This is a genomic window from Achromobacter colocynthidis, assembly GCF_057334535.1.
Window position 1 is genome coordinate 55,333 of record NZ_JBHFIZ010000031.1, and the last position, 19,064, is coordinate 74,396.

The following is a 19,064-nucleotide window of genomic DNA, read 5'->3' on the forward strand; positions in this document are numbered from 1 at the left end:
ACAAGGAGGTTCGCATGATCTCACCTGCACAGGATCCGTACGCCTCCCGTACGGACCGAGGTTCCGCCATCATCGCCCGCCAGGATCCGGTGGTTTACGAAGACGGCAAATACGCTAACGCCTTGTCCGGCGAGCAAGTCGGGCAATACGAGCGCGACGGCTTTCTCTTGATGGAAAACCTCTTCTCGGAAGAGGAGATCCGCGCGTTGTCCGCCGAGGTCGAGCGCATGACGCGCGACCCGTCGATCATCCGGCGCGAAGAATCCATTACCGAGCCGGGCAGCAATGCCGTGCGTTCCATTTTCATGGTCCACGTGTTGAACCCCGTGCTGTCTCGCCTGGTGCGTGACCCCCGGCTGGTCAATGTGGCGCGCCAGATTCTCGGGTCCGAGGTCTACATCCACCAGTCGCGCGCCAACATGAAGCCTGGCTTCAAGGGCAAGGAGTTCTACTGGCACTCGGACTTCGAGACGTGGCACGTGGAAGACGGCATGCCGTCCATGCGCGCGCTCAGTTGCTCGGTGCTGCTGACCGACAACAACGAGTGCAACGGCCCCTTGATGCTGGTGCCGGGCTCGCATCGCCAGTTCATCTCGTGCGTGGGCGAAACCCCGAACGAGCACTACAAGCAATCGTTGAAGAAGCAGGAATACGGGGTTCCCGACCCGGTCAGCCTGCAATTGCTGGTAGAGCAGGGCGGCATCCGCTCGATGACGGCCAAGGCGGGTTCCGTGGTGTTTTTTGACTGCAACACCATGCACGGCTCGAACAGCAATATCTCGCCGTGGCCGCGCGCCAATGTCTTCATGGTCTACAACAGCATGGAGAACACCTTGAACCCGCCCAAGTACGGCTTGACGCCGCGTCCCGAGCATATCGCGACGCGCAAGGGTTTCAAGGCGGTGACGCCGCTGGATACGCTGAAGCTGGTGGGCGGTTAATTCGCCGCTCGCGACGAGCCCGCCGCAGCACATCAGCGGGCGGGACTCGCCACACCGAAACCCGGGCCTTGCCCGGGTTTTTTCATGGCCGTCCGGCAGGTGAAAAATCAGCCTATGAAGGCCGGGCTCTCTGCTATTCTTTCGCGGATTCCTCCCACGCCTAACCGATGCCGCCATGTCCGCCCGTATCCTGAGCCTGCATATCTACCCGATCAAATCCTGCGCCGGCATCGACCTGGCGGAGTCTTCCATCGACCGGGCCGGCCTGGCCCACGATCGCCGCTGGATGTTGATCGGCGCCGATGGCCAGTTCATGACGCAGCGCCAGTGGCCGGCGATGGCCCTGATCCGCACGGCGCTGACCGCCAACTCGCTTCGCCTCAGTGCGCCCGGCATGCCCGACCTGGACGTAGCCTTGGATGGATCGGGTTTGGAACCCGGCTCCCAAACCGTTGCGGTCTGGAGCGACACCATTTCAGCCCAGCAGGAAAGTGTGGCGGTCGGGAAATGGTTCTCCGAATTCCTGAAAACGCCGTGCCGGCTGCTGAAGGTGGATAGCGCCGCCGCACGCAACGCCAAGCCCGACTGGGTGTCGCGCTGGGTTGACGCGCATCCGGACCTGGCCGATGCCTTCGTGGGCGAACACCATTTTGGCTTTGCCGACGGCTTTCCCTTGCTGATCGCCAATCAGGCGTCGCTGGATGACCTGAACGCGCGCCTGCAAGCCAAGGGCGTGGCGCCGGTGCCCATGGACCGTTTCCGCCCCAACATCGTCGTCGAAGGCGAATGGGAGCCCTTCGAGGAAGACCATACCGCCATGATCACGGCGGCAGGCGTCCGGATGGCCTTCGTCAAGCCGTGCACCCGTTGCTCGATTCCCGACATCGACCAACGCACCGCGCAGCAGCACGACGAGCCCGGCCGTACGTTGGCGGGCTATCGCAATCTTGATATCGGAGTGGTGTTCGGCCAGAACGCCATTCTGGATGCGCCGGCCGGCGCACGGTTGAAAGTGGGCGACGCGGTCGAGATCGAACTGGATTTCTGACCGGTCGCCGGGCTGGGGGTGGGTCTGAAGCCGGTTACGCCGAAGACAGTTTCAGGCCGATCAAGCCCAGCACGATCAACGCCACGCTGACGATGCGCATCCAGCTTGTGGATTCGCCGAACAGCACGATGCCGGCCACAAAGGCGCCCACGGTGCCGATGCCTACCCAGACGGCGTAGGCGGTGCCCAGCGGCAGGGTTTTCATGGCCACGGCCAGCAGCCACACGCTGATGGCCATGCCGCCCGCCGTAATCAGGGACGGCCACAGGCGAGTAAAGCCATGGGTGTATTTCAGGCCCACGGCCCAGACGATTTCAAACAGGCCCGCGAGCACCAGGATGATCCAGGTCATTGACGACTCCTCTTGTTGCGTTGCCGGCGTTGCACCGGCAATAAGGGGTCGTCCCCGGATAAAAAAACACCGGTCGTTTGACCGCGCGCAGCAACGGGCCGTCCCGCTGCGGCAAAAATTATAGAATACCGGCTTCCAACGGCAAAACCGGATGCCGGGTATCACCTTAGCTACACGTCGCGGACCGGACCGCGAACCAGGACATTTTCATCATGCAACGCATCATGCTGCGGGCAAAGCTACACCGCGTCACGGTCACCGAAGCCGACCTTCACTACGAAGGCTCTTGCGGCATCGACGAAGACCTGCTGGACGCTGCCGGCATGCGCGAGTTCGAACGCATCGAGCTCTACAACGTCACCAATGGTGAACGTTTCGACACCTACATCATCAAGGCGGCCCGCGGCAGCGGCGCCATCTCGTTGAACGGCGCGGCGGCGCGCCGGGCGCAGGTTGGCGATCTGTTGATCATCTGCACCTACGGCCCGATGTCCGAAGCAGACTCCGCCACCCACAAGCCGCAAGTGGTGTTGGTGGACGACGCAAACCGCGTCAAGGAAATCCGCAAGTTCCCGGCCTGACGCCGGCCCGAGCGCAGCGCCATCCTGGCCTAGCCGGCTGGCGCTCCCGTCAACCCTGAACCGTTTCATCATGAGCTTCCAGGTCATCATCCAACCCAGCAAGCATCAATTCCCGGTCGAGCCCGGCCAGACCGTGCTCGACGGCGCCTTGGCCGCAGGCATCGTGCTGCCCTATAGCTGTCGCAACGGCGCGTGCTCCACCTGCAAGGGCAAAGTGGTCTCCGGGGAGTTCGACGCCGGGCAGTATCCGGCCCAGATCCTGTCGCCGGAAGAACTGGCCGACGGCTACACGCTGTTCTGCCAGGCACGTCCGGAATCGGACATGGTGGTGGAATCCACCGAAGTCCGCCTGGCCAGCGATATCCAGATCCGCAAGCTGCCTTCGCGCGTGCAGACGTTGGAGCGCGTGGCGCCGGACGTAACGGTGATCAAGCTGCAACTGCCGGCCTCCGAACAGTTTCGCTACTACGCGGGTCAGTACATCGAAGTCATCCTCAAGGATGGCCGCCGCCGCAGCTACTCGATGGCCGGCGCGCCGCACACCGGCAGCCCGTTGGAACTGCATATCCGGCACATGCCGGGTGGCCTGTTCACCGACCACGTCTTCGGCGCGGGCGACACGCAGATGAAAGAACGCGAGATCCTGCGGCTGGAAGGGCCGTTCGGCTCCTTCTTCCTGCGCGAAGACAGCGACAAGCCGATCGTCCTGCTGGCCAGCGGCACGGGTTTCGCGCCGGTGAAGGCCATCGTCGAGCACATGATCCACAAGAACATCAGCCGTCCGGTCACGCTGTATTGGGGCGGCCGCCGCCCGCAAGACCTGTACATGGACGCGCTGGCGCAATCCTGGTCAGGTCTGCTGCCGAACTTCAGCTATGTGCCGGTCGTGTCCAACGCCGTGCCGGAAGACGGCTGGACCGGTCGCACCGGATTCGTCCACGAAGCCGTCATGCACGACATCGCCGACCTGTCCGGCCATCAGGTCTATGCCTGCGGCACGCCGTTGATGGTGGATGCCGCCCGCCGCGAATTCAGCGTCCAGAATGGCCTGCCGCCGGAAGAGTTCTACGCGGATGCGTTCACGTCCGAGGCCGACCTGGCGAAAGCCGCGTCGTAACCAGACGGCACGAGCCACTGGGGGGGAATTCACAGGCTGAAAAGCTTGGTGACTTCCGCCCCTTTTTTATACGTAGGCGTAGGCAAATCGGCGGGGTAAACTGCCTTGGCAGCGGCTTGCCAAGGGGGGCGGACATCGGGTCCGTGGCCGATTTGGCACGCAAGGAGCAATGCGGGCATGAAAGTAGCGGTATTGGGTAGCGGCATTATCGGAATCTCCAGCGCCTGGTGGCTGAACCAGGCCGGCCACGACGTCGTGGTCATTGATCGCTGCACCGGTCCCGCCCAGGAAACCAGCCTGGCCAACGGCGCGCAAATCTCGGTGTCCTATGCCGAACCCTGGGCCAATCCCCAGGCACCGCTCAAGCTGCTCAAATGGATGTTCCAGGACAACGCGCCGCTCTTGTTCCGACCGCAGCTTGATTGGCGCCAATGGATGTGGGGCCTTGCCTTCCTGCGCGAATGCCTGCCCGGCCGCCTGGCGCCGAACATCCGCGCCATGGTCCGCATGGCCGAGTACAGCCGCGCTACCTTGCGCAGCATGCGCGCCGAAATGGGCATCGAATACGATCACCTTGAACGCGGCATCCTGAACTTCTATCGCGATCCCCATGAATTCGAGAACTCGCAACGGGCCGCTGGCCTGATGCGCGATTTCGGCGTTGAACGCCGCGTCGTCACCGCGGACGAAGTCATTGCCATTGAACCGGCGCTCGCGCCGCACAGGCAGACCATCGGCGGTGGCGACTACACGCCCGAGGACGAAAGCGGCGACGTGCATTTGTTCACGGTCGCGCTGGCCGAGCGTTGCGCGCAAGCGGGCGTTGAGTTCCGCTACAGCACGCGGGCCACCCGCTTGCTGACTCAGGGCGGCGCCGTGCAAGGCATTGAAATCATTGAACCCGATGGGCGTTTCGGCACGGTTTCGGCCGACGCCTATGTCGTGGCGATGGGCAGCTTCAGCCCCAATCTGCTGCGCCCCTTGGGCATCCCCTGCAACGTTTATCCGGCCAAGGGCTATTCGGCGACGTTCCCGGTTGTACGGCCGGACGCCGCGCCCACGGTCAGCTTGACGGACAGCAGCCATAAAATCGTGTTCTCACGCTTGGGCGACCGCCTGCGCATGGCGGGTACCGCAGAGTTGTCGGGATATTCCCGCAGCCTGAACACCGGTCGCTGTGAAGCCTTGACCCATCTGGCGCAAGAACTCTTTCCCGACGCGCTCGATTTCGAGCGCGTCAGTTATTGGTCGGGCCTGCGCCCGTCCACCCCCTCGAATGTGCCCATCATCGGCCGCAGCCGTATCCCGAATTTGTATGTCAATACGGGGCACGGTACGCTCGGCTGGACGATGGGTGTTGGCTCAGGCCGGGCTTTGGCTGATCTGCTCAGCGGACGGCAGCCAGAACCGGAATTCCCTTTTCTTGGTCTGTGAACCTATGAAGAATCTGCAATTGGCGGGTGTTGCCCGCGCGATGTTCGCCAGCCGGCGTGCATGGGTATTCGGCGCCGCCATGGCGCTGGCGGGCGTGGCGAATGCCGCTCCGGTAGAAATTCAGGTCTGGCACGCGCTGTCGGACGCAAACAAGGCCGAGTTCGAAAAACTGGCCAAGAAGTACAACAAAGAGCAGGACCAAGTCAGCGTCAAGCTGCGTGGTTTCAGTTCGCAAGACGCGTTGGAACAAGAAGCCGTCTCGGCCGTCAAGGCCAAGAAGGCGCCGAACCTGGTGCAACTGACCGACAACCATTCACCGGAAGTCGTGGCGCAGCACAAGGCCATCCTGCCGATGTACGAGCTGCTGGCCAAGTACCCCATCAAGGACTTGAACTGGTTCGTGCCGGGCACCAGCAGCTTCACGCGTGACGGCAAGGGCCGCCTCTTGGCATTCCCCTGGATGGCCGAAGTGCCGGTGATGTTCTACAACACCGCCTCGTACAAAAAGGCCGGGCTGGACCCGAACAAGCCCGCCCGCACCTGGAACGAGCTGCAAGCCGAACTGCTCAAGCTGCGCGACGTGGCCGACATCGACTGCCCCTACGCATCGAGCGACCAGGTCACCGTGCACCTGGAGAACCTGGCCCCCATCAACGGCCAGCAGTTCACCACCAACAACAATGGCCTGGACGCCGTCAGCAAGAAAAGCGCCGCGCCCGCCATGCAGTTCGACACGCTCTACATGCGCCACATTTCGTTGATGGTCAGCTGGAAGCGTTCGCTGCTGTTCATGGCACACACCGGCGACGCCTCGGCCGACAAGCTCTTTGCCAAGGGCGAGTGCGCCGTGTTGACCGCGAATTCCGGTGCGTTCGGCACCTTCGTCAACACCAAGTCGCTGTCGTTCGGCGTGGCGCCGCTGCCTTACTACGACCAGGCCACCAAGTCGGCCGGCCAACCGTTTGTCAGCGGCTCGGCGCTGTGGGCGCTTGAAGGCCGCCCGCAAGCCGAGGAAAAGGCCACCGCCCAGTTCCTCGCCTGGCTGTCCAAGCCGGTCGTCGCCGCCGAATGGCATCAGCGTACGGGCTTCCTGCCGCTGACCGAAGCCGCGTTCCGCGCGTCCGACGTGTCGTTCTACAAGAGCATCCCGGGCGCACAGTCCGTGATCGCCTCGATGAGCAACCGTCCGGCCAGCAACAGCCGCGGCTTCCGCATGGCGAACTACACGCGCATCGAGCCGGTGTTGAATCAACAACTGAACGACGCTTTCGAAGGCAAGGTTCCGCCCGTGGCCGCCTTGAACAACGCCGCCTCGCAAGCACGCAGCATCGCCGCGCAGCGCTGATCTACCGCAGTGCCCGGCCGCGGATACGCTGCCGGCCGCGCCCCTCGAAACCCGGTCCGGAAGGATCGGGTTTTTTTTCGTCCGTGCCCGGCTTGTCGAGGGGGGATCAATTCATCCATGCGTACATGCCAGTCTGGCGGCACCCCCAGCCGTCGTCCACCATGCCGTTCATGCGTACCGCTTCCGGTGCGCCTTTCGCTTGCGGTGAGGCATGGTTCGAATCTTCTTCCTGGCGGCAGGCCTGTCCTGCCTGGGGGCTTGCACTAGCTGGCCCGCCAATGGCGGCGCCGCGTCGGCTTGGCAAACCACCGGATCCGCCGCGCGCGGTTTCCGTTTTGACTGGCGCTTGTCGGGCGACCCGGCGGTGGCGCCCATGCAGGTCTTTGACGATGGCAAAGAGGTTTGGCTGCACTTCGCCCCCGGGCAGGCCTTGCCGGCGATCTTCGGCATGCGCGATGCGCTTGAACATCCGTTGCCGTATACGCGGCGCGAGCCCTACGCAGTGGTCGCGGGCTCGTGGAGCGCGTTGCGGTTTCGCGGGGGCAGGCTGTCGGCTCGGGCTGAGCGTGATGTTGACGCGTCGGCGGTGCCGCCGGCACCTGTGTCTGCCTCTGCCTCTACATCCGCACCTGCATCCGCATCGACATCAGCCTCCGCTTCCCCGCTGCCCGATGCCACGCGTTCGGTAGCCATCCCGCCGTCGGGTGTCGGTGAATTGGCTGCACGTGGGCCAATGGGCAGCGCTGGTGACGCCCCGGCAAAGGCGGCAACCACGGCGCTTGATGCGGCTGTTGACGTGGCCCCGACGGAATCGCCGCCCGCCATGGCCGCTTCCGTGCCGTCCATATCCGGTGATGCCAGCGCACCGGCCCAGTTCTATCGGGCCGCGCCTCCCGACACCACCCTGCGTGCCGTGTTGGCGCGCTGGGCGGGCGATTCCGGCTGGACCTTTCATCCGCGGCATTGGGCGGTGGACGTTGATATTCCCTTGTCCGCCTCGGCCGAATTTTCCGGGGACTTCAAATCTGCTGTCCGTGAGTTGCTCAGCGCCACTGAACTGGCCGATAAGCCCTTGCAGCCGTGCTTCTACAGCAACCAGGTGCTGCGCGTGGTGCCCTTGGCCCAATCATGTTCTCGCGCGGCCGTCACGCAAGGAGCTGGGGTATGAGCATTTTTCGAATGATCTGCGTCGTCGCCACCGGGGCGCTGGCGGGCTGCGCGGCGTCTCAACACGCTGCGGATCTGAACCGCGCGGCGAAGGATCGGCTGGCGGCCGTCTCGGGCCGTCATCAAGCATTTGCCCAGGGCCTGTCCGACCGGCAAGCCCGTATCGCCGCGCAGGACGTGGCCGCGCCCTGGGTCGCCGGTACGCCGCAACCTTTGGCGCGCGAGGTCACGTTGCCTCCGGCCTTGCGAGAGAACGTGCCCACCACGCTGATGCTCGCCGACGACACTGACTTGTTTGCGCTTGCGCAGCGCTTGGGCGCCGCCACCGGCATTCCGGTTCGCGTGCAACCGGAAGCCTTGCTTCCCATTGAACAGTTCTTGCCGCGCCTGGCCGTCACCGGAGGCGTGTCCCTGCCCGCGCCCGTTCGTATGGAAGTCCGCGATGGCCCCTTGCCGCTTGCCGACTTGCTGGATGCGCTGGCCGCGCGTTTCTCGGTGCATTGGCGGTACGTGCGCAACGCGCTGGAATTCTATCGAACCGACACTCGGGTTTTTGACGTGCGCGCGCTATCGCTTGCCAGCGCGGTCGATGTGCGGTTGGGGCGGTCGGGCAGCGACGACGGCGAGGGCTTTGAAAGTACGTCCAGCACCACCTTGTCGGCCAAGGAACACCACGCCCTGGCCGTCCTGCGCGCAAGCATCGTGCCCTTCCTGACCCGCTCGGGCCTGGTTGCCGACGCCGTGGACGGCGCATCTTCCATCGTTGTCACCGATACGCCCGAAGCGCTGGAGCGCGTGGCGCACTACCTTGAGCGCGAGAACAAGGCCATGACCCGCCGCGTGCGTCTGGTCTTCGAAGAAATAACCGTCATCGTCAAGCAGTCGGCATCGGGCGGGCTGGACTGGAATGCGCTATACGCCGCGGCGGGTTCATCGGCACGCTATATCGTGCCCGCGGCGGCGGCTTTGGGGGCCAGCACGCTGGAAGGCTCGGTGGGCAGGGGGCCGCTGCAAGGGTCGCAAGCCATTGTTTCCGCGCTCAGCACCATGGGCGCGATCGTGCGGCACAGCAAGGTCCCTGTGCTGACGCTGAACCGGCGGCCGGTCACGCACGCGGTCCGCACCACGTTCTCGTACATCGATCGTGTGCAAAGCACCGCCGTCCCAGGTACCACGTCGGGCGGCGCCAACGGATCGCTGCCCGCCGTGTCCATCACCCAGAAAGAAGAAACCGTGGGCTCGTTCCTGACGCTCGTGCCCGACATCCAGCAAGACGGCCAGATCTTGCTGTCTGTTGCCTACGACAACGCGGTCGCGCAACCCTTGAAGACCATCACCTTCGGTGAGCGCGGCAACCAGGTCCAGGTGCAACAGATCACGATCGACGGCAATGGCACGGTGCAGCAGATTGAATTGCGCCCGGGCCAGCCCGTCATCCTGTCCGGCTTTGACCGCAGCACGGATCAACACAACCGCCAGCGCCTGGCGCCCGGCATGCCCCTGATTGCGGGCGGGCAGGACAGCGCGGCGCAAGAGCGCGAGACCACGCTGATGCTGGTCACGGCGCAGGTTGAAGAAGGGTATTAAGGCGCCATGAAACGAGCCCCGGTTCCCATCCTGCTTGATTGCCCCGGCGCCAGCCATCAATTGGCGTTCGGCCTGCGATGGCTGGCGCTGATTGGGTCCGATGTTCCGGCGTTGGCGCGCGTTCGCGGGCGCAGGCTTCGTGCCACGCATTTCGTCGTGGGCGGATCACCCGCCACCATGGCCGGCTTTGGCCGCTTGCGCTCGTCGTGGCGCATCAGGGGGCAGGGCGAGCGCGCGCGGCATGACGGCAGCCCTCGGATCCAGGCCGCCGCGCAGCTTTACGCGTTGTTGTATCCGCTGGGCGGGCATTGCCTGATCGACCTTCCTGGCGGCCGCTATTGGCTGGCCGCCGCGCAAGACGGCGTGGTGCTGTCGCAGGCAGACCGGCTGTTCAATTCGCGAAACGATGCGGTGCAGGCCCAGGAGCGCTTGCGGGAACAGCGCCCCGGCCTGGTCGAACACGATGCCGATGCGGTCTGGGCTGCGCTATTGCAAGCCGTGAACCCTGTTGCCCGCATGGCGCGCCTGCCTTCACGCTGGGCTGGGGTGCCGTTCGCCCTGCGCCTGTTCCTGGCGTGCGTGGCCGTGTCTGCGCTTGCGCCACCGCTATGGCGCGCCGTGACGTCCTATGTTTTTTCCGAGCCACGGGGCTCGCGTGCCGAAGAGGCCCTGTCGGCGGGTCAGCAAAACCCCTATCAGTCGATGATCAGCGCAATGGCTGCGCATGGGCCTCTTGAGGTGTCGCGGCTACTGCGCAGTGTGGGAGAACTGCCGGTTCAGGTGCAAGGCTGGGCGCTGCGCCGCGCGCAGTGTGATGCCCAAGCCAGCGGCTGGAACTGTGCGGCGGTCTATGTGCGCGCGCACCCCCAGGCCACGAACCGTCGGCTTCACGCCCGGCTGCCGGCAGGATGGCGGGTGTCATTCAAGCCCTTGGATGAAGCCACCTTGGCATGGCATATCGCGTCACCTCCTGTTCCCTTGGCGCGCTTGATGTTGCCCAGCGCATTGCACGTCGACACCGAGCTTGTCGCCATCTTGCAGCGCTTGCGGCCCGCCTTTTCGTCCATGACCTTGGCGCCCGCCATCGTATTGCCGTTGCCTGAACCAATGTCCGCACCCATGCCCGATGCGGTTGGCGCGGACACCGCCAATGTTGCGCTGACGGACCCCTTGCCCGTATTGCGGCGGCGCGCATTGCGCCTGCAAGGGCCTTTGCGATCGCTTGCGTTGTTGCCCGCCGCCATCGCGCCCGCGCGTTGGTCGCGCCTGGTGGTCGATGTGCAGCCTCAACACCGGCCCACCTTGGTCGCCAGCACGCTGGTCGCCGAGCTTCAAGGAGATTTGTATGAACAGGATTAGGCACACCATTGCCCGTGGCCCGCGCATGGTGGTTCGTGTGGTCGTGGCGTTGTGCGCGTGCGCGGGTGCGCCTGTGCAGGCTTCATCACCGGTTGAAGAGGCGCAGGCCTGGCCGGAAGTGGAAACCGTGCGCACCTTGCTGCGGGCGGATGCGGCCGCCGCGCTGGCGGATTGCAATGTGCCGGGGATCTGCCGGCCCGGAACGGAACGCGCGGACCCGGGCGAGCACGTGTCTGCGCAGCAGGACGACATTCGCGTTGCGGCCATCTTCGGGTCCACCCGGCGGCTCACCATCGACGTGCTTGTCAATGGCGCCTTGCTGCGCTATCGGGCGGGCCATGGCGCACCCGTGGCGGGTGCGGTGTCGACTGGCGGGTACCGCTTGCTTGCCGTGGAAGGCGCTTGCGTGCATCTGCGCCGCGATGAACTCAACCGTACCGCTTGTCTTGATGTTGGCAGGGCCTACCCATGAATTCGTCGACCATGCCGCTGCAAGCCCGCGTGCCGCTCGCCTTGCAAACCGCTGATGACATCGCCCGTCTGAACCCACCCTTTGCGCGTGCGCTGGCACGTGAATTCGATTTGGCCTCGTTGGCCGGCAGGCTCTGTCCGGTGATGCTGGACAACGGCGACGCGGCTATTTTCGCCGTCAAGGAATACGTCCAGGGCGATGCCGTCGACGAACTGCAACGCATGGTGATTGCGGCGGGATACCGCTTGGCTGAGCCGGCGCGCTATACGCTGCCCGCGCCCTTGCTGCTGATGATCGCCCGTGGGCAACTGACGGCGGCGGGATTGGGGCGGCGCGGCACGGGGCCGCAAGCCGAACGCACCTCGGGCTTGGCCGCCTTGTTTCTGGATATCGTCCGCTGGGGTGTCGCGCAAGGCGCCAGCGACGTGCATATCAATGTGAATCGGCGGCAAGAGGCCTGCGACATCCGCTACACCATCAACGGCGACTACGTCGGCACGCAGCGGTTTGCCGGGCTGTCCAACGACACCTTGCTGGAGGTGCTGGCGGTGGCATGGATGGATGTGCGCGGCGGTAACGGCGCCGTGTTTGATCCCACGGTTGAACAGCAAGGACGTATCGCCTTTACCGTCGACGGTATACCCGTCGTCTTGCGGTGGGCGTCGCTGGCCACCGATGCCGGGCCTTCGGTCTGCCTGCGCATCCTGCGCCTGGATGCCACTGCCGACGGCGATCTGCAAGCGCTGGGATATCCACCTCAGCAAATTTCAACCCTGCTGCGCGCCCGAGACCGTGATGGGGGAGCCATCGTGCTGGCTGGGGTGGTGGGGTCGGGAAAATCCACCACCATCGCAAGCCTGATGCGTGGCATTGCGCCCACGCGCAAGGTCATCACGCTGGAAGATCCGGTGGAATACCTCATCGCCAATGCCTTGCAGAACACCTTGGGCAGCGCGCTGTCGGAATCCGCCTGGCCCGCGTTCGACGCCAAGCTCAAGACGATCAAGCGATCCGCAATGAACGACCTGCTGATCGGCGAGATCCGTGATGTCAACACCGGCCGCGCATTCATGGACCTTGCGAGTTCGGGTGTCAGCTTGTACGCCACCACGCACGCGGGCACGGCCGCCATGATTCCCGAACGTCTTGCGTCCGACGCCATCGGCGTCTCGCGGGACGTACTGGCAACGCCGGGCATTCTTAAGCTGCTGATCTATCAAACCCTGTTGCCACGCCTGTGTTCGGGCTGCGCGTTGCCGATAGACAGCCTGTGGCGGGGGCGTGAAGCGGCTGGCCTTTCCGAGGCCGGGCCGGATTGGCGGGCGTGGATAGCAGGCATCGTGAACGCCTATCAACTGGATGGGGCAGCGCTCAGGGCCAGGAACACGGCGGGGTGCCCGCAATGCCGGCGCGCGCAGCTACCGGAATTGAATGGCACGGCAGGCCGTTGCGTTGCCGCCGAAATGATCGAGCCGGAACGCACGGAAGGCTTTCTGGAGCGCGTGCGCGTGCGTGACAACCTGGGCTTGAGCCAACTGGCCGGCAAGGCAGCAACCGCCGGCGACTGGCGCGAATCTGCGCTGCGCGGCACGCGAGCGCTGGACTGCGCATTGCACAAGGTCAGCATCGGGGACGTGGACCCGCGTGCGCTGTTACGCCGCTTCGATCTACCGCTGACGCCCGGTGTGCTCCAAGCGCGCGACTCGCTCAGTGACATCGCCCGGAGGCGCTCATGAACGGGCCGATGCTACCGACGCGCTTGTGGCCAAGCATGGCGTTCGAGGCCATGTCGACACGGCTCGACGCATTGCGCTTTCGCCCGCTGCGTGCGGACTATTTCGCGTATCTGGCGGACCTTATTGAAGGCACGCAAGGGCGAAAGAGCCTGCGCGACATCTTCGAGGACGACGCGCGACGCTACGGGCCGGGAACGGTGCGGGGCCGCCTGTCGCGGCATTGGGCGGCGGCGTACCAGGAAGAGGGGGGCGACTTGGGGGTGGCGTGGTGGGGCACGCTGCCGCCGGCCGAATGCCAACTGCTCAGTTGCGTGCAAGAGGAAGGCGGTGGCCTTGCCGCCGCGCTGCGAGACCTGGCGGGCGCTGCCCGGTTGGCGGGGCAGGCGTGGCTGGCGGTGGCGGCCGCCGCCGCGGCGGGGCTGGTGGCGGCAGCCGTTGCGTTCGCCTTGCTATGCGCGATTCCGTACTTCAGTGTGCCGCGCTTGCAGGCGGTCTTTCAGATGGTGCCGCCCGAAGACTATGGGCGCCTGACGCGCAATCTCTTTCGCCTGGCCCAGGCATTGGATCAATGGTTATTGCTGTGGTTTGTGCTTAGCCTGGGCGTAGCCGTCTTGAGCCTGTGGTCGCTGCCTAACCTAACGGGGGGCTTGCGGTCCGTGTTGGATCGTTGGCTTCTGTGGCGCTTGTATCGCGATTTCCAGGCGATACGCTTTCTGTGCCTGCTGTCGGTGCTGGTGCGGCAACGCGGCGCGGCCGACACCCGGCTACGCCGCGCGCTGTCTGTGCAGGCCCGAGGGGCTCCGCCGTGGATGCATGCCCATCTGCAGGCCATGTTGGAGCACGTTGACGCCGGGGAACGCGGCCCGGAGATATTCGCCACCGGCCTGCTGGATCAGGAAACGTGGTGGTACATGGCCGACATGATGGACGTGCTGGGCCTGGAGTCCGGCCTGGCGCGGGTGCGCGAGCGGGTCGAACTGCGTCTGCTCGCGCGGGTGCGCCGACAGGCGGCCGCGTTGCGCTGGTCGCTTCTGATCCTGTCGCTGGCGACGGTCTTGGGCATCACCCTTTGGCATTACGGCGTCATCGACGAATTGCGTCACGCGCTGACCAATTTCTATGCAAGTCAGTAGCACTTCACGCGCGGGGTTGCGGGCTGTGCTCGCACGCGCGCTCATACCTTATCAACCCACGGAGGCAGCGATGCAGCAGGTAAAGAATATTCATCCGGGCGCCGGGCGCCAGCAGGGCTTTTCCTTGATGGAGGTGTCTATCGTGACCGCCATTGTCTTGTTGATCGCAATCGTCGGTATTCCGGCAATCGGTTCGTATGTCATTGAAAACAAGGTGCCGAAGGTCGGAGAAGAGATCCAGCGGTTCGTCGCCAGCATGAAGATCAACGCCCAAGGGGGCGGCGTCACCCCCTACCTGGGGTTGGACACGGGCGCGTTGGCGAATGCGTTGCGCGATTCAAGCGTGCTGGCTGTTCAGGGCAGCGGCGCGTCGGCGCGGGGCGTGCACGGCCTGGGGGGCAGCGGCACGGGGCGCAATGGTGTCGTGGAAGTGGCCGCGGCCGCAGCGGGTGGCGGAGGTCTTGGGTCCGCGTTCGTCGTTACGTTGACGAACGTCAGCCATGCGGCTTGTCCGGCGCTGGCCTCTGTGTTGCAGCGGGTCTCGGATGTCATTTCCATTGGCGGCGGCGCGGGAGCGACAGTCGTGAAAGACGCGCTGGCGACGCCCGCTGTCCCCTACCGCGCCGCGTCGGCGCAGGTGCAATGCAGCCAGGGCGAGGTCAACACTTTCGCGTTCACGGCAAGATGATGTCGCCCACCGTTGCGGGAAATTCGGCAAGGTGCGCGGCGGCGTGTCTGGGTCAGCGAGGCTTTTCGTTGTTGGGCCTGGCGTTGACGCTGGCGCTGACCTCCATGATTGCCATCTGGGCGTCCAGCCAGCTTGTCCAGCGCATTGAGGACGCGGCTGCGCGTTCAACGGGGGTTTGGCTGACGCAGGTCAGGCAAGCAGCGGCGGACGTGCTGAAGCAACATTTTTCCGCGCTGGCCAAGGGCGAATCTTTGCAGGGCGAAGCGGGCGTGCCGCTGTTTGCAGACCCCTATGCGCCCACGGTTGCCGAATTGCGCGCCTCCGCGCATCTGCCTGCCGACTTTCCGGAGCGGGCGGCCATGGGATTTGCCGCACGAATCAATATTGCCAAAAGCGAAGCCTGCCCGGGCGAGCGATGCCGGATAGATGCATTGGTCTACAGCGCCAAACCGGTGCTGAAAGCCGGAACGCATGCTCCCGACCTGGTCAGCATTGCCGCCGTCATTGACGCCGCCCAGGGGTATGGCGGAGCGGTGTGGCCAGAAGCGCCGGGCCAAGTGCGAGGCGCCGCCTTCAGCTTTCCGAATCCCTGGGCGGCGGGCGCGGCCGCGCTGTCGGCGGGCACCGTGGCGCTTTGGGCTGGGGTGGGGGCGCAAGCCGAGGCAGACCGCCCGCCGGCCATGCCGGACCTGAGTGCCTACGTCAAAATCGGCGACGTGCGTGACCCGATGCTGGGCGGAGCGCTGACGGTCGCTTCCTCCATCAACGCGGGGGCGTACCTTTCCGTGGGCGCGGGCGCCGGGGCGCGCGAGTCTTGCCACGTAGCCACCGGCACGATTGCGTCTACGCACGACGGCGAACTGCTGAGCTGCCAATTTGGCGTCTGGCAACGCGCCAGCAGCAGCTTCGGCGGCGCCTACAGCATCAACCATCCGCGGGGGTGCAGGCATTACACCGGCGTTTCCACCGCAAACCCCCTTACCGGACAGTGCTCCTGCCCCCCGGGCTTTGCGGGCGTGATTGTTTCCGCAGGCGGGAAATGGTCCGAAACCGAGGGGTGGACCACGGGGTACGTTTGCGTCCGGTAGTGCCTTCCGGGACCTTTTCCGCGCTTTCGCGCTAACCCTCTATAATCAAAGATTCGCCTAAATCTGCGTCATCCACGATGAAATCCTCCGAGATTCGCCGCCAGTTTCTGCAATTCTTCAAGTCGAAGGGACACACCATTGTTCCGTCGTCCTCGCTCGTTCCCGGCAACGATCCGACCCTGCTTTTTACCAATTCGGGCATGGTCCAGTTCAAGGACGTGTTCACAGGCAAGGAATCGCGGTCGTACACGCGCGCCACGTCGTCGCAGCGCAGCGTGCGCGCGGGCGGCAAGCACAACGACCTGGAGAACGTGGGCTACACCGCCCGCCACCATACGTTTTTCGAAATGCTGGGTAACTTCAGCTTTGGCGACTACTTCAAGCGCGACGCCATCCAGTACGCCTGGGAACTGCTGACGCAGGTCTACAAGCTGCCGGCCGAGAAGCTCTGGGTCACCGTGTACCAGGAAGACGACGAAGCCTACGATATCTGGGCCAAGGAAGTGGGCGTGCCCACCGAGCGCATCATCCGCATCGGCGACAACAAGGGCGCGCGCTACGCTTCCGACAACTTCTGGCAGATGGCCGACACCGGCCCCTGCGGCCCGTGCTCGGAAATCTTCTTCGATCACGGTCCCGAGATCTGGGGCGGCCCGCCCGGGTCGCCCGAAGAAGACGGCGATCGCTTCATCGAAATCTGGAACCTGGTCTTCATGCAGTTCGAGCGCGACGCCGAAGGCAACATGCCGCGTCTGCCGCGCCCCTGTGTCGATACCGGCATGGGTCTGGAACGTATCGCCGCTGTGCTGCAAGGCGTGCATTCCAACTACGAAATCGATCTGTTCCAGAAGCTGATCCATGCCGCCGCGCGTGAAACGGGCGTCAAGGACCTGGAAAACAATTCGCTCAAGGTCATCGCGGACCACATCCGCGCCTGCTCCTTCCTGATTGTCGACGGCGTCATTCCCAGCAACGAAGGCCGGGGCTACGTGCTGCGTCGCATCGTGCGTCGCGCGCTGCGCCATGGCTACAAGCTGGGCCAGACCAAGCCGTTCTTCCACCGCCTGGTGCCGGACCTGGTTGCCGAAATGGGCGAAGCCTATCCGGAATTGGCGTCCATGGCCGACCGCGTTGGCCAGGTGCTCAAGCAGGAAGAAGAGCGTTTCGGTGAAACGCTTGAACACGGCATGCGCATCCTGGACACGGCCTTGGCCAATGTGCCCAAGGGCGGCGTGCTGGACGGCACGACCCTCTTCACCCTGTATGACACCTACGGTTTCCCGGTCGACCTGACCGCCGACATCTGCCGCGAACGCGAAGTGGAAGTCGATATGGCGGGTTTCGAGGTGTCGATGGAGCGGCAGCGTGATCAAGCCCGCGCCGCCGGCAAGTTCAAGATGGCCGAAGGCTTGAGCTACGAAGGCGCCGATACGCGCTTTGAAGGCTACGAAAAGCTGGAGCTCGACAACGTCAAGGTCACGGCCCTGTACGTGGACGGCACGCAGGTTCAGGAAGTGAAAGCCGGCCAAAGCGCCGTCGTCGTGCTGGATGCCACCCCGTTCTACGCAGAGTCGGGCGGTCAGGTCGGTGACACGGGTCTGTTGGAAGCGGACGGCGTGCGATTCGCCGTCGCCGACACCCTCAAGATCCAGGGCGGCGTTTTTGGCCACCATGGCGTGCTGGAATCGGGCTCGCTGTCGGTCGGCACCACGCTGCTGGCGCGTGTGGATGCGGTGCGCCGCGCGCGTACGGTGCGCAACCACTCGGCTACCCACCTGATGCACAAGGCCTTGCGCCAAGTGTTGGGCGCGCACGTGCAGCAGCGCGGCTCGCTGGTCGATGCCGACAAGACGCGCTTCGACTTCGCTCAGGATTCACCGCTGACCGCCGAGCAGATCGCGCGCGTCGAGGCGATCGTCAACGCCGAAGTGCTGGCCAATCAGCCCACCGTGGCCCAGGTCATGGCTTACGACGACGCCGTCAAGGGCGGCGCCATGGCGCTGTTTGGCGAAAAGTACGGCGACACGGTGCGGGTGCTGGACATCGGCTTTTCGCGCGAACTCTGCGGCGGCACGCACGTGAGCCGCACGGGTGACATCGGCCTGTTCAAGATCGTGTCCGAAGGCGGCGTTGCCGCGGGCGTGCGCCGTATTGAAGCCATCACCGGCGACAACGCGCTGGCCTGGGTGCAGAGCCAGAACGCCTTGCTGACCCAGATTGCCGGCATGCTGCGCAGCACGCCCGCCGATGTGCCGGCTCGTATCGCGCAGGCGCAGGACCAGATCAAGGCGCTTGAAAAAGAGCTGGAACAGTCCCGCAACAAGCTGGCCGCCAGCGCGGGCAACGATCTGGCCACCAGTGCCGCTGTCGACGTCAAGGGCATCAAGGTCCTGGCCGCAAGCATCGGCGACGTGGATCCCAAGGCGCTGCGCGGTATGGTCGACAACCTGAAAGACCGCTTGAAGCCGGCCGTCGTGCTGCTGGCCACCGGCTCGGCCGATGGCAAGATCAGTGTGGTGGGCGGCGTCACCGCCGACCTGACCGACCGCATCAAGGCGGGCGACCTGGTCGGCTTTGTGGCTAGCCAGGTGGGCGGTAAGGGCGGCGGCCGTCCGGACATGGCCATGGGCGGCGGCACGGACCTGGCTGCCTTGCCGGCGGCCATTGCCGGCGTGCAGAAATGGGTCGACGAGCGTCTCTGATGAGCAGCGTGGAAACCGGTGTCGATGTCGGCGCGCAAGCGCCGGCTTTCGAGCATGAGATCGATGCCAGCGGCTTGACCTGCCCGCTGCCGATCTTGCGCGCGAAGAAGGCGTTGGCGCAGATGGCAAGCGGCGAAGTCTTGCGCGTGGTCACCACCGACCGCAATGCGATCCGCGACTTTCAGGCTTTTGCCCGTCAAACCGGGAATGTGTTGGTGGCGCAGGAAGAGGCCGAAGGCCGCGGCGTGCACTACCTGCGCCGGCGCTAGCATCAGTTCCCGGATCGCAAGCCGTCAGTCGGTCTGTTATCCGGT

17 protein-coding genes are annotated in these 19,064 nt (G+C 64.8%); 16 read left to right on the top strand and 1 reads right to left on the bottom strand.

What is annotated here, in order from left to right:
* The first annotated feature begins 14 nt into the window (after positions 1-14).
* Both thpD and ACE04A_RS13910 read left to right on the top strand, forming a co-directional pair.
* Positions 15-941 carry an ectoine hydroxylase gene (thpD, locus tag ACE04A_RS13905; protein ID WP_100855058.1) on the top strand — a complete coding sequence of 309 codons (927 nt, stop codon included), beginning with the start codon at positions 15-17 and terminating at the stop codon, positions 939-941.
* Positions 942-1,116: 175 nt separating this feature from the next.
* Complete coding sequence (locus tag ACE04A_RS13910; protein WP_448717927.1) at positions 1,117-1,989, top strand: MOSC domain-containing protein; 873 nt, start codon at positions 1,117-1,119, stop codon at positions 1,987-1,989.
* 34 nt (positions 1,990-2,023) lie between these two features.
* Here the strand turns inward: ACE04A_RS13910 and sugE are convergent, their stop codons facing one another.
* The gene (sugE, locus tag ACE04A_RS13915; protein WP_046803706.1) at positions 2,024-2,341 is read right to left on the bottom strand and encodes a quaternary ammonium compound efflux SMR transporter SugE; all 318 of its coding nucleotides are present in this window, start codon (positions 2,339-2,341) and stop codon (positions 2,024-2,026) included.
* 212 nt (positions 2,342-2,553) lie between these two features.
* On the opposite strand from sugE, the gene panD reads away from it, so the two are divergent.
* The 14 genes from panD (at position 2,554) to ACE04A_RS13985 (ending at position 19,019) form a co-directional block, all read left to right on the top strand.
* On the top strand, positions 2,554-2,922 hold the full coding sequence (panD, locus tag ACE04A_RS13920; RefSeq protein WP_006224022.1) for an aspartate 1-decarboxylase: 369 nt from the start codon (positions 2,554-2,556) through the stop codon (positions 2,920-2,922).
* A 70-nt stretch (positions 2,923-2,992) separates the two neighbouring features.
* The gene (locus ACE04A_RS13925) at positions 2,993-4,039 is read left to right on the top strand and encodes a CDP-6-deoxy-delta-3,4-glucoseen reductase (protein WP_259253171.1); all 1,047 of its coding nucleotides are present in this window, start codon (positions 2,993-2,995) and stop codon (positions 4,037-4,039) included.
* Between the two features lie 177 nt (positions 4,040-4,216).
* The gene (locus ACE04A_RS13930; RefSeq protein ID WP_485820224.1) at positions 4,217-5,473 is read left to right on the top strand and encodes a D-amino acid dehydrogenase; all 1,257 of its coding nucleotides are present in this window, start codon (positions 4,217-4,219) and stop codon (positions 5,471-5,473) included.
* 4 nt (positions 5,474-5,477) lie between these two features.
* On the top strand, positions 5,478-6,818 hold the full coding sequence (locus ACE04A_RS13935; RefSeq protein WP_259253169.1) for an extracellular solute-binding protein: 1,341 nt from the start codon (positions 5,478-5,480) through the stop codon (positions 6,816-6,818).
* A gap of 211 nt (positions 6,819-7,029) precedes the next feature.
* Positions 7,030-7,986 carry a TrbG/VirB9 family P-type conjugative transfer protein gene (locus ACE04A_RS13940; RefSeq protein WP_448717929.1) on the top strand — a complete coding sequence of 319 codons (957 nt, stop codon included), beginning with the start codon at positions 7,030-7,032 and terminating at the stop codon, positions 7,984-7,986.
* The gene (locus tag ACE04A_RS13945; protein WP_448717930.1) at positions 7,983-9,572 is read left to right on the top strand and encodes a hypothetical protein; all 1,590 of its coding nucleotides are present in this window, start codon (positions 7,983-7,985) and stop codon (positions 9,570-9,572) included. Before ACE04A_RS13940 ends, ACE04A_RS13945 begins: the two co-directional genes overlap by 4 nt.
* A 6-nt stretch (positions 9,573-9,578) precedes the next feature.
* The gene (locus tag ACE04A_RS13950; RefSeq protein ID WP_448717932.1) at positions 9,579-10,931 is read left to right on the top strand and encodes a type IV pilus inner membrane component PilO; all 1,353 of its coding nucleotides are present in this window, start codon (positions 9,579-9,581) and stop codon (positions 10,929-10,931) included.
* Positions 10,918-11,403 carry a hypothetical protein gene (locus ACE04A_RS13955; RefSeq protein ID WP_448717934.1) on the top strand — a complete coding sequence of 162 codons (486 nt, stop codon included), beginning with the start codon at positions 10,918-10,920 and terminating at the stop codon, positions 11,401-11,403. Before ACE04A_RS13950 ends, ACE04A_RS13955 begins: the two co-directional genes overlap by 14 nt.
* Positions 11,404-11,414: 11 nt before the next feature.
* Positions 11,415-13,139, top strand: a complete 1,725-nt coding sequence (locus tag ACE04A_RS13960; protein ID WP_448717965.1) for an ATPase, T2SS/T4P/T4SS family — start codon at positions 11,415-11,417, stop codon at positions 13,137-13,139.
* Positions 13,136-14,272, top strand: coding sequence for a hypothetical protein (locus ACE04A_RS13965; RefSeq protein WP_485820225.1), 1,137 nt, complete (start codon positions 13,136-13,138; stop codon positions 14,270-14,272). Before ACE04A_RS13960 ends, ACE04A_RS13965 begins: the two co-directional genes overlap by 4 nt.
* Before the next feature lie 70 nt (positions 14,273-14,342).
* Positions 14,343-14,960: a type 4 pilus major pilin gene (locus ACE04A_RS13970; RefSeq protein WP_485820232.1), complete on the top strand. Its 618-nt coding sequence runs from the start codon at positions 14,343-14,345 to the stop codon at positions 14,958-14,960.
* Positions 14,960-16,048, top strand: coding sequence for a prepilin (locus ACE04A_RS13975; protein ID WP_485820226.1), 1,089 nt, complete (start codon positions 14,960-14,962; stop codon positions 16,046-16,048). The genes ACE04A_RS13970 and ACE04A_RS13975 overlap by 1 nt, the downstream gene beginning before the upstream one ends.
* A gap of 77 nt (positions 16,049-16,125) precedes the next feature.
* A complete protein-coding gene (alaS, locus tag ACE04A_RS13980; protein WP_279996852.1) occupies positions 16,126-18,750 on the top strand; it encodes an alanine--tRNA ligase in 2,625 nt (874 codons plus the stop codon).
* Complete coding sequence (locus ACE04A_RS13985) at positions 18,750-19,019, top strand: sulfurtransferase TusA family protein (protein WP_447988370.1); 270 nt, start codon at positions 18,750-18,752, stop codon at positions 19,017-19,019. Before alaS ends, ACE04A_RS13985 begins: the two co-directional genes overlap by 1 nt.
* Positions 19,020-19,064: the final 45 nt, after the last annotated feature.